Source organism: Paenibacillus rhizolycopersici (genome assembly GCF_014947195.2).
Classification (GTDB): Bacteria; Bacillota; Bacilli; order Paenibacillales; family Paenibacillaceae; genus Fontibacillus; species Fontibacillus rhizolycopersici.
Window position 1 is genome coordinate 104,537 of sequence record NZ_JADCNN020000001.1, and the last position, 11,757, is coordinate 116,293.

8 protein-coding genes are annotated in these 11,757 nt (G+C 50.6%); 3 read left to right on the forward strand and 5 right to left on the reverse strand.

The features are described from left to right. Positions 1 to 2: 2 nt before the first annotated feature. Entirely contained in the window at positions 3 to 650 is a 648-nt protein-coding gene (locus IM700_RS00485) for a glycosyltransferase (protein WP_193415712.1), read from the reverse strand. Positions 651 to 813: 163 nt separating this feature from the next. Between IM700_RS00485 and IM700_RS00490 the strand changes: the two genes are divergently transcribed. Then, entirely contained in the window at positions 814 to 1,809 is a 996-nt protein-coding gene (locus IM700_RS00490; RefSeq protein ID WP_193415711.1) for a tRNA dihydrouridine synthase, read from the forward strand. Positions 1,810 to 1,891: 82 nt separating this feature from the next. Here IM700_RS00490 and IM700_RS00495 read toward each other — a convergent pair whose 3' ends face one another. Beyond that, a complete protein-coding gene (locus IM700_RS00495; protein ID WP_193415710.1) occupies positions 1,892 to 2,470 on the reverse strand; it encodes a TetR/AcrR family transcriptional regulator in 579 nt (192 codons plus the stop codon). A gap of 108 nt (positions 2,471 to 2,578) precedes the next feature. Here IM700_RS00495 and IM700_RS00500 point away from each other — a divergent pair, with 108 nt between their 5' ends. Both IM700_RS00500 and IM700_RS00505 read left to right on the forward strand, forming a co-directional pair. After that, complete coding sequence (locus IM700_RS00500) at positions 2,579 to 4,003, forward strand: MDR family MFS transporter (RefSeq protein ID WP_193415709.1); 1,425 nt, start codon at positions 2,579 to 2,581, stop codon at positions 4,001 to 4,003. A 161-nt stretch (positions 4,004 to 4,164) separates the two neighbouring features. Further along, positions 4,165 to 6,303, forward strand: a complete 2,139-nt coding sequence (locus tag IM700_RS00505; protein ID WP_193415708.1) for an ATP-dependent helicase — start codon at positions 4,165 to 4,167, stop codon at positions 6,301 to 6,303. Positions 6,304 to 6,384: 81 nt separating this feature from the next. On the opposite strand, the gene IM700_RS00510 is transcribed toward IM700_RS00505, so the two are convergent. The 3 genes from IM700_RS00510 to IM700_RS00520 are packed head-to-tail and all read right to left on the reverse strand — an operon-like array spanning position 6,385 to position 11,749. Then, entirely contained in the window at positions 6,385 to 8,877 is a 2,493-nt protein-coding gene (locus IM700_RS00510) for a glycoside hydrolase family 38 N-terminal domain-containing protein (protein WP_193415707.1), read from the reverse strand. Between the two features lie 15 nt (positions 8,878 to 8,892). Further along, on the reverse strand, positions 8,893 to 9,900 hold the full coding sequence (locus tag IM700_RS00515) for an ROK family protein (protein ID WP_193415706.1): 1,008 nt from the start codon (positions 9,898 to 9,900) through the stop codon (positions 8,893 to 8,895). Next, complete coding sequence (locus tag IM700_RS00520) at positions 9,887 to 11,749, reverse strand: class I mannose-6-phosphate isomerase (protein ID WP_193415705.1); 1,863 nt, start codon at positions 11,747 to 11,749, stop codon at positions 9,887 to 9,889. Before IM700_RS00520 ends, IM700_RS00515 begins: the two co-directional genes overlap by 14 nt. Positions 11,750 to 11,757: the final 8 nt, after the last annotated feature.

An 11,757-nucleotide genomic window follows, 5' to 3' on the forward strand; every position in this document is an offset into this window, starting at 1 on the left:
CCCTAGAACTTTTCCGGGAACTGCTTCACGATGCCTTCTGTCAAGATATCCGCTAAATGAATCAAGTGAATCTCGTTTTTGTCGGTCGCGGCGATATCTGCTTTCCAGTCGCCTTTGAGGCAGTTCACGACGATTTCGGTAATCAACTGCAGATGGGTGTACATCATATCCTGTATCGTTTTAAACGCCCAATTGGGATTGGCGTTGCTTAGAAATTTGGCAATTACGTCCGCGTTTCGATGCCAATCGGCATCCCACTTCTTCACGTCCGCCTGATTGCCTGCTTTGGCAGCAGCTACGATTTGGACCGCGATCTGAATATGCTCTTTCAACAGCTCAGCCAGCTGATTGCCGGCGGCTTCCCCATAATACGGCTTGATTACATCGCCGATTTCCTGCTGGTTACGCAACAGCCGATCCAACACGTCTTTCTGATCAGGACGATCCGACATGGCGCTGACAATATAGCTTCGCGTCCAAATCGTATGGTCGATCCAAACTTTTTGCATCTCCGTTTTCAACTGCACCATCTTGGGGCTAAGGCATGTCGAGGGATCCTTTTGAATCGCCCTCGCATCTACAGATACGGGCTGCACGATGCTGCATATGAGCCCCAAAGTTAACAGTAAAGCCGGGAACCATTTCTTCATCCTCATCTTGCTCCTCTGTGGTTTGGAATTTTCACGGGCTGTCTTAATAGGATTCACAATTTCCATATTCATGCATTTGGATTGGAGGAAACTGGGGATGCTTAAGCGAGGGAGAGCCATTATAATAGAGTATTAGGGACAACGAGAGGATTGGAGTTAGAAGATGACGAATCATTTTTGGCGTGATTTACCGCGACCTTTTTTTATACTTGCACCGATGGAAGATGTGACGCATGTCGTGTTTCGTCATGTCGTAAGTCAAGCGGGAAGACCGGATGTCTTCTTTACGGAGTTTGCCAATACAGAAAGCTATTGTCACCCGGAGGGGAATCATAGCGTACGGGGTCGTTTGCTTTTTACCGAGGACGAACAACCTATGGTGGCACATATATGGGGCGATAAGCCGGAGTATTTTGCAAAGATGAGTATCGATATGGCGAAGCAAGGATTCCAGGGAATCGATATCAATATGGGTTGTCCCGTTCCTAATGTAGCCTCCAATGGGAAGGGGAGTGGCTTAATTCTTCGTCCAGAGGTTGCCGCAGACATCATCCAAGCCGCAAAGGCAGGAGGATTGCCCGTAAGCGTCAAGACGAGACTTGGATTCAATCAAGTGGATGAATGGGAGGACTGGCTGACCTATATTTTGAGGCAGGATATAGCGAATCTTTCGATCCATTTGCGTACACGAGAGGAACTGAGCCAAGTCGATGCGCATTGGGAACTGATCCCTGAGATTAAGGCGCTTCGTGATCGGGTGGCCCCGCAGACCCTGCTTACGATCAACGGCGATATTCCGGATCGGCAAACAGGTCTGAAGCTGGCTGAACAGTATGGCGTAGATGGAATCATGATCGGACGAGGTATTTTTAAGAATCCATTTGCCTTTGAAAAAGAGCCGAGAGAACATAGCAGCACGGAATATCTTGATCTGTTAAGACTACAGCTGGATCTCCATGATCAGTACTCCGAACAACTGGAGGTGCGTCCCTTTAAGGCGCTTCATCGTTTCTTTAAGATTTATGTCAAAGGGTTTCGGGGGGCAAGTGAATTAAGAAATCTGTTGATGAGCACAACGTCTACCGATGAAGTACGTACGCTTCTGGACGAGTTTGCTCAACAGATGGAAGAGATGCCAGGAAGACAAGAATCAACTTAACGATGGCTATAACTTAAACAGCTGTTCACTAAAGCCTATTAATGGTGAAGTGAACAGCTTTTTTTATACCCGAACTTATGATTCACATCAATAACGGCAAAAATATGTCATCCACGATTTCCTCAATGGTTTCCCTGGAGACGGGTTCGGAGGTGATGAGCAGTTCATGACGGACAAGATCCACCGGCAGCCTTGTAATGCGCGGCGTGATTTTCTCAGGATGGATTTCTCCTCTCTCAGCAGCTCGATTCAAAAGAGTCGTCATTGCGTTAGTTCTCCGAACATTTAAAATTTCGGAGAAAGGGATGTCTGAGAGGACGGACATAAGGCCATGAATGGTTTTGGGTCCAATTTGGTGCAGCATGTCATTCAACTGATTTAGCAAGAGGAGTAAATCGCTGCGTAAATTCCCGGTATCCGGGAGTTCCTCCGAAACAGCCGGTAAATGGTGCACGATAGCTGCCAGGACAAGCTCCTCACGATTTGGCCAACGTCGATAAATGACGGGCTTACTGGTTTGAGCGCGGGCGGCAACCCCTTCGATCGTAAGGCTATGAAAACCAACTTCCATCAGCTCGTCCCATGCGGCTTGAATAATGGCCGCCTCCAATTCTGTTCCTCTTCTTCTCGTCGATATTTCTCCTTCGTTGACCTTATTCATAAACGAACGAACCTCCAATAAAATACGTTGCGTTTCTTATTTGTTTATTATATCATGAATTCAAATAAGAAACGTTAAGTTTCTAATCCGGTTAAGGAGTGGAATGAAATGGATAAACCAAGCGAACTTGCAGCTAACCCCCAAATAGACCCAGCCGTGATGAAAGTGGCATGGATTCTGCTGATTGGGCTGCTTGCCCCTTTATTCGATACTACCATAATGAACGTAGCCATCGATACCCTTGGAACTGCGTTACACGCTTCCGTTACAACGATTCAGTGGGTCATGACGGCATATTTACTTGCCATAGGGATGGTTATCCCTATTTCCGGCTGGGCGGTTGAACGATATGGTGGAAAGACAATGTGGTTATTGGCTTTGAGTTTATTTATGGCAGGTTCAGTATTATCCAGCTTGTCCTGGAATGTGGGAAGTCTCATTGCCTTTCGTGTGATTCAGGGTTTGGGCGGGGGGCTGATGATGCCCATCATGCAGACGATGATTGTTCGCGCAGCGGGTGGAGAGAAATTAGGCAGGTTAATGGCGATTGTGGGTTTACCGGTTCTGATCGGTCCGATTCTCGGCCCCGTTTTAGGCGGGATGATAATCCACGATCTGAATTGGCGTTGGATTTTTTATGTGAATATTCCGGTTTGCTTGATTGCGTTATTCCTTGCCGTTAGGGGTTTGCCCAAAGACGATGCCGCCAATCAACCTCAAAAGCTGGATCTGCCTGGATTATTCTTATTGTCTCCTGGTCTCGTGTTGATGTTTTTTGGGCTAACCAAAGTCAGCTCGGAGAAGGGGTTCTCTCAAAGCTCCGTCCTTGTTCCGATGATTACTGGACTTCTATTTCTGATGGCCTTCGGTTTGTATGGGTTAAGAAAATCTCATCATCCTCTCATCGACCTACGGATATTTAAGAGCAAGTCCTTTACGGCGTCCTCCTGCCTTCTGTTTATATCGGGACTCTCCACTTATGCAGGTATGTTATTATTACCTCTCTACTATCAACAGGTACGCGGAGAGAGTGTGCTTGCTTCAGGGTTATTATTGATCCCTCAAGGCATAGGGATGTTATTGACGCGTTCACTAGCAGGGAAGCTAACCGATACCATCGGCTCACGTTGGGTGGTGCTCTGCGGTACTCTCCTGACATTACTCGGAACCCTCCCCTTTGCCTTGGGTGCAGCCGACACCAGCGAGGTTCTGCTCGCAGTATCCCTGATTGTCCGTGGCGGAGGACTTGGAGGCCTTATGCTCCCTATAATGGCAACCGCCTACGAAGGATTAGCCCAAGAGTTGATTCCGCATGCCAGCAGCGCTACCCGGATTCTCCAGCAAATTGGAGGCGCTTTTGGCGCTTCTGTTTTTGCCGTCATTTTGCAAAATCAAATCAAAACCGGATCCACTCGTGATATCACCATGCTGAATACGGCTTATCATCACACCTTTATGTGGTCCGTGGGGTTTACGATCCTATCCCTTCTGTTTATCGCCTTCTTGCCTAATAAAAGAGCAACCCAGAGTTAAACGCTAGAGGATACCCGGAGACGCTCTTGATCAGAACAGAGGTTTCCATATTCAGGCCAAAGGCAGGCACGTAACGGTTGTTCCATACCTGATCGAAGGGTATAATGACCGGAGGAGCTTGAAAGCTATCTATCTATGAACGTTCGAAAGGGTCAGTCATCATGAGCATGGAATTAAATGGAATTCAGAAGCAAGCGGTCCTTCATACCGAAGGACCTTTGCTTTTGTTAGCTTCCCCTGGATCGGGGAAGACAACGACGATCATTAAGCGGATCGGATACCTGATCGAGGAGAAGAGGGTTCCCCCTAGAAGGATCAAAGCCGTGACCTTTAGCCGAGCATCGGCAAGCGATATGAAGGAGCGATTTCAATCTTTTTATCCACATCTCGCGCCCGTTGATTTCTCTACGATCCATAGCTTGGCTTACGAGGTGGTGCGGGAGCATTTCCGCGTGATCCAGACTCCATTTCAAATCATTGAAGGGGAAGTTAACTCTGCCGAGCTAGAAACCATAGTTTCGGAACAACAACCTTTGCATAAGAAGATTATTTTGCGGAATCTCTTTAAGGCGATTAGCGGAGAGAACATCACGGATGACCAGCTAGATGAGCTCACCACTTACATTAGCTTTATCAAAAATAAAATGATTCCGTCCGAGCAGTGGCCCACGGTGAAAGTCGATGTGCCCCATGCCGAACGGATTCTACGGGAATACGAACTCTTCAAGCAATCCGGAGCTCGGATGTTGCTCCTTGATTATGACGACATGCTGGTGGTTTGCGAGCAGATCTTGGCGAGGGAGGAAAGTTTGCTTCGCAAATATCAGGAGCGCTACGATTACGTTCTTACGGATGAGAGTCAAGATACGTCTAGGGTTCAGCATGCGATTATCGAGAAGCTGGTGCACAGGCATCACAATTTATGTGTCGTCGCCGACGATGATCAAAGTCTCTACAGCTGGCGAGGGGCGGACCCCATGTATTTATTGAACTTCAAGCAAGTGTATCCGGATGCGGTGACTTTGTACATGGAGCAAAATTACCGTTCGTCCAAGGAGATCGTGGAAGTAGCCAACACGTTTATCCAGCGAAATAAGGACCGCTACAACAAGAACATGTTTACGAAGAATTCTCCATACAAGCCTATCGAAATGCGGGGTTTGGACGATTACGGCAACCAGGCCAAATATCTAGTGCAGGAGATTCAACAACTCGAGGACCTTTCAGAGGTAGCCGTACTTTATCGAAATAACTCGTCGTCCATCGCTTTAATGAACGAATTCGATCGGGTCGGCATTCCTTTTTATATGAAAGACGCGGATAATCGGTTCTTTTCCCATTGGGTGGTTGAGGATATCCTTAATTTCATGCGGATGACGTTCACGGATAAACGTCCCGATATTTTGGAGAAGATTCATCTGAAATTCAATGGATACATTAGCAAGCAGCAGATGGCGGCCTTGCTTGAGATCCGGAATGACGAATCGGTATTCGATAATTTGCTGAATCGAGTACAGCTGCAGGACTATCAAGTAAAGCAGCTGCAGATGTGCAAGGAAACATTTCAGGAAATGAAGGGGATGCCGCCCCTGCCTTCCATACAGGTCATTCGAGATCGGCTGGGTTATGAGAAAGCCCTAGAGAAGATGTGCGAGCGGCTTGGGTTCCGTAAGGAATACCTGATCGGCATCCTGAACACGCTGGAGGAAATTGCGGCGGGGTTAACGACGATGGAGGAGTTTGCCAGCAGGTTAAAGTACTTGGAGTCTGCGTTGAAAACCTCAAGATCGAGGAGGGGACAGAAGGCCGTCACCTTCTCCACGATGCACAGTTCGAAGGGCTTGGAATTCGAAAGAGTGTATATGATCGACCTTGTGGAGGGGGTTCTTCCTTCCAAGGACGATAAAGGGAACACGGCGATGATGGAGGAGGCTACTCGATTATTTTATGTGGGGATGACCCGGGCGAAGCAGCATTTGGAATTGATCACTTATAAGAAACGGGATGGGGCGGAAATGACAGAGTCACGGTTTATGACGGCGGTGAGGAATATTCAGGATCCTCCGAAGAAACCTGCAACATCGCATCCAGCTGCCGTTAAGCCCCCGATCAATCCGAATGCGATCCGTACGGAAAACGAACTCATCGTTGGGGAAACGGTTCACCACAGGGCCTTTGGAGCAGGTGTTATCGTGAAGGTGACGGATGAACGTATTCATATCCGGTTCGAAGCGGAAGAAAAGGCCTTATCGACGAGAACTTGCCTTGAAATGGGGTTGTTGGAACGGGAAAAAGGATGACATGACATATAGGGCGTCCGAAGGTCGGTTGACCTCGGGACGCCCTTTTTGTCGGTGAGGGGACGGTCTCTACTGAAGTTGCTACGATTGAATGCGGTGAACGGTGAATTGTCCGGTAGAGGCGTGAAGGGATCCCACCGTCTCTTGCGGATCAACCTGATGCAGGCGTTCAAGCGCATAGCGGAATTCATAGAAACCGCCCAGCGTGGCTTTGAAATTGGTTTCCCAATAGTTGGTCAGAATCCAAGCATACGTGCTGGGACGGCTGTCCTCGGATTGCATCGTATGAAGCTTCCGTGGCACACGTTCCAGAGTACCCAGCTGCAGTAATGGGGTATCCGTCATGGACAGAGCAAGAGCTCCCTGATCTTTGGCCGAGTGCCAGAACAAACCTTCCTGTACCGCGGTGTAATCCAGGCAGGAGCCGGGAAGCTGATCCTTCCATGGGCGAACGAGACAGCCGGCTTTCTCCACGTAAAGCTCTGCTTCCGGTCCCAGCGAGAAGGGGAGGGCTACATAAACGTTCTCCGGGAGCCATACGCTGTCCTTATGGAAGCGGACGGATACTTCAACCCGAGGCTGATTGGCGAACATTTTAAGATGTAGGGCGTAATAGCTGAGTCCTTTTACTTCATACACCATCTCCACAAGCGCGTACAGAGGCCCATTGTCCAGCACCTTCACCTTGGTCAGGCGGCCGCTGTCTCGCTGAACATTTACCCCTTTCCGATTCCGGCCCATACGTGACCGTGTTGAACAGATCTGTGAAGGATTATGTTCATCCTGTGCAGGAGTCACTTCGTATACCGGAGTGAATGGCGCATGCTTGCGGTTCATGACCAGCAAATCGGCGGAAAGGGTTTTATCGATCCATGCCGTGATTCCTTCTTTGATTCTCCATTCGATCCGCATCGTGTCGGATTCCACGAATTCGTCTCCAATATGGATCGGATGCTTGGCTGAAGAGGCAGACCAGATATCGTAGACTCCTTCGCAGGGGATCGGTTCGGTATTCCGGGCCGTCACGATCTTATTCGAATCGGCGTAGAGTCCCGCGTTATCGACCGGATGAAGATGGAGCGTGCGGGACTCGCCTGGCAACAGCGTCAGTTCGGTGACGATGGCTTGCGTAGAGGACAGCTGGTACGGTATGGCTTGCCCCGTTGATTCATCGATGAGTAGGAACTCCTTTTGCAGTAGCACGGTTTCCCATCCATCCAGCGGAATCGTCACCAGAAGCGTTGCTTTGGCGGGCTCCGTATTTATGATCTCATATCGCAGCGGGCGTTTGGGAGCCAGGAGAGCTCCTTTTCGAGCGATCAACGCTTTATCCAAGGCACGGTAAGCCAACTTGCTGGCTTCAGCCGCATAAGACTGCTTACGAACTTCAAGCATCTGTACTTGCGGATGCCAAGGCTCATATACGGAGGAATGATATCCCCACGTATGTTCGGCGTACATCGTTAGCGCCTGCGACGCTTCGTCAATGTCGGCGAGACTTGCTGCTTCATGGTTTGGATCGAGTTTTTTTACTTTCCGCAGCGTCCGCTGGGCATCGCGGTAAATTTGGGTGTGCATCGCCGTGGAGGCAACGCCGTCGGTCCACCAGTCTGGCCAATCGCCCCGATGTATTGGGAGAGAAGACAGATCTTCCTGTTTCAACGTTGCGAAGAACTCGGAAAGCGTAGCCATCTTGATCGTAATGCGGTCGCCGTGTTGTTCATTCCACTTCGCAATCCATTCCGCGATATCCGCATTCGGGGAAGCATTGTCCGTCCCCAGGCCGGAGACCATGATCGGAACGAAAGAATAGGGATACTGCTCCTGCTCCAGATTCCACAGATAACGGTGAATCCGTAAGGATGCGATCTCGTCATGACGAGGCTCCGGCTCCATCAGGAAATGCTGGATTTCGTCCTTGATGATATATTTTCCTAGCGCGTCCGGACAGAATCCCAGCTCATTGCCGAACATGTAGTGCTCTCCGTTCCAGACGAGCAGCTTGACGCCGTCCGGCGTTTCCCACCAGAACGGGGTTTGCTTGCGGCCGAGCGGGTACATGCCGTGATGCGTGTGGATACAGGAGAATAGATGCTCGATGTTGTTTTGCAGCAGGCTTGCGGCATAACCCCAGCCGTATCCATTGATATCAGCCGTCATGGCGCTGTCGATCCGGTGTCCGAACGATTTAGCGAACTGTTGGGCTTTGCTGTGGTTCCGAAGCAGGAGGTCAAAGTCGGGCAGCTCGGTCATGTTCAGGTAAGTTCCCGACAGCTCGATATTCCCTCGGGTCACAGCCTGCTGGAAGGCTTCCTTCTCCTCGGCCGAAGCGCTCTCCAGAAATCTTTCCACGGCCCAGAACGTTTCGCATGTCCATCGGAAGGATTTCCACTCCGGGCGTTCCCCGCGGTGGGCGGCTTCCGTAATCTTCAGGGCTTGGCGGATAAAATCGGCATGGTACTGTTCGATTCTCTCCTGACGCTCCGTATAGCCGATATCCGTGTGGGAATGGTGGATGACAAAGAGGGTCCAGGGACGGGCGGGTTTAGGTTCGTTTTTGCTGAGATGGTGCATATTTGAGATAACCTCCTAGTTTTGAAGTGAGGCGGACGGATGTCCATCCGTATTTTCGAATAGCCGATGAATGCCTTTAAATACGTCGGTGATCCCATCCTGCAACTGGATAACCGGAAGCGTGAACTCGCCAAGAGATTGCTGAAAGTCATCATCCCAGAGCGGGAAGCTGTTGGAGATCTGTCCCCCGAGAATAATGCGATCGGGCTTGAAAGCAGCAACATAAGGCAAAAGCATCTCTCCCAGCCGTCTGCCGTATTCATGGAATAATTCCAGAGTTTCTTTGTCTCCGTGTTTAGCTGCCTCCGCCAGATCCGCGACATCGGTGTTCTCCACAAGGAGTCCCCGCTCCTTCGCCATCCCAAGAATCCCTCTTCTCCCAAAATAGTCGTCAACGATCGCCTCCCGATAAGGTTCGGCGAACAGCATGCCGTTCAACGGAACTCCATCGGCGGAGGAGGCGAGTTGTCCGTTCTCGACAAAAGCGGAGCCCAAGCCGGTTCCAAGCGTGAGGCAGATCAGTCGTTCCGACGGGAAACGGAGGCCGACTCCGAGTCCGAATAGGTGGGCGTCATTCCCGAACCGGATTTCGGCTGAGGCGAGCAAATCGGTCAGGATGCCTGGTGTATGGGAAGAGAGTTGATGCAATTTCTCACGAAGCAGGTCCCGAACGGACAGCTTATACAGGGCTTCATATTTGCCGATCCCTTGAAGAAGCGCGACGCCTTCCTCATAATTGAACGGACCGGGAAAGGCAAATCCGATCCGGATTTTATCGTTATTACGCAAAGGTCTGTAAGCTGCGGTATAGTAGCTTAGCAAATGAAGGCATACTCCGGCAAAGCTGGCGATCGTGTTGGATGCAGACCCCTGGGATTCGGATGGTCGGCTCATGAACGAATCGGGTACGATCTCCCCGTTAACGAGAAGTGCCCCCTTTAGGACGGTTCCTCCGGCATCGAGCGTCAGCGTGATCAGGGTAGGGGCTCCCGCTTCGAGGTCCGGTCCGTTACTGAAGTTCATGGGAGGCCTCTTTGCTCGGATTCCAGGTTGGCGGAAGGAGAGGAAGGCTCCATTCCGGATTTACTCTAGCGGCTATAAGCGTACATGGGGAATCGGAGAGGTTCTCCAGACGGTATTCGCCTACGCTGGCCGGTACGATATAAGCTTCGGCATATCCCCATTCAACCGCTGCGGCTTCGTTGTCCGCCGGTACAAGACGGACACGTTCGCCATCCACCAGATTGTACATGACAAATTCGCCACGGGTATCCGCGTGCCAGGTATTCTGCAGGGACAGCCTGCTGACCTGGAACAGAAGATCGCCGCGTTGCCCCAGTAATTCTTCCGTGCTCCGGCCCTGTCTGCTAACAACAATCGGCCGAGCGATCAAACCGCCTTCGACGGCGGAGGTGTCCATGGCATCGTTGATATTATGCCGTGCGTGTTCGGGATTCATGGGACGTGGCTTGCCATCCGCATCCAGGCGCAGGTAATCATAGATTTTGAAAGTGAACCACCAGGTGGTTGAGGAAATCTCCAGAACCAGATTGTCTCTACCGGAGCAGTGCACTGTTCCCGGAGGAATGAGGTACAAATTGCCCTTCTCCGATTCGTATTCGTTCGCATAGGAAGACAACGTGAGCGGTTCTCTTGTCGAGTGGGTGTGTTCCACGGCTTCGAGCAGCTTCTCGCCGGTGACGCCTTCCTTTAATCCAAGATAAACCTTGGCCCCCGGTGCATTTCGCATGATGTAATAGGATTCCTGCTGCGTCATATGCTCGTTGAATGTAGATTCCACATACGCTTGTAGCGGGTGGACCTGGAGCGATAATTCCCCACCTTGCATCGTATCCAAGTAGTCGAACCGGATGGGAAAATAATTGCCGAACAGCCCTACATTACGCTCTCCCAAAATATCGTAGGGGGCTTCCTCCATAAGAAGGGTGAACGGTACTTCCAAGGACATCCCCTGTACTTCGAAAAGAAGCGTATTCTCGGGAGCGATCGGTTCGAAGCTCCAGGCGCAGTTCGCCCATTCCTCCGGAAGGTCGCACAACTTCTTCAAATATTGCCCTCCCCAGATGCCGGGAGCAAAAAACGGCTTCACCCGGAACGGCTGCTTCGCCGCTTCTCGGAGTACGCTCTTTAATGCTACGACCGGCAGCCATACTGGAGCATCAGGACGATTCAAGTCCATATAGTAGCAAGCCTTCTTATTCGGATGCCCTCCATTCAGTGTCAGCCAGTCTTGGCGATAGGGCTCCCATACGGGCCATTCCAGGAACAGGCAGTGCTTGTAGGTCTCGACTTTGTCTTCCGATTCGCCGAAGCCAAAGCTACCCATCCGCTGGGCATGACGCAACTGTTGGTTTTCACGGGAATAGTCGGCAAAGAAAGCGAGATCGGGTTCCTTTCCGGCAAGAAGAGCGGCTCCTGGTCCGTAGAGAACATATATCCCGCCACCCGGTGCATGTTCAAGTGCTTTTTTCTCCAGGAATGCCTTGGCATCGTTCCGAAAATATCGCATAGGACGGACATCGTTTGCTTTATAGCCAAATGCCCGGTTATCCGTCAGGTAAGCCGCCATTTCCGAACGCAGTTCCCCTTCAGGCTTCACATATTTCGCTGTGAAATCGCTTGAGAAAGGAATACCTTCCTTTTCACAAGCTTGCCGCAGGGGGTCCAGCAAGGCGGAGAAATCAGCTCCGTGAGTCCCGTCAAGCGTGATATAGAAAGTGCCCGCAGTTTCTTGATAAGCAGATAGAATGAATGAACACCAGGAGCTCGTACCCCGCTGCATGAACACGGGGCTGTCTCGGAAGTGTAAGTTATTGATAGGATATTTTTGAAAAGCCGGTACAGGGTTCAAGATGGATG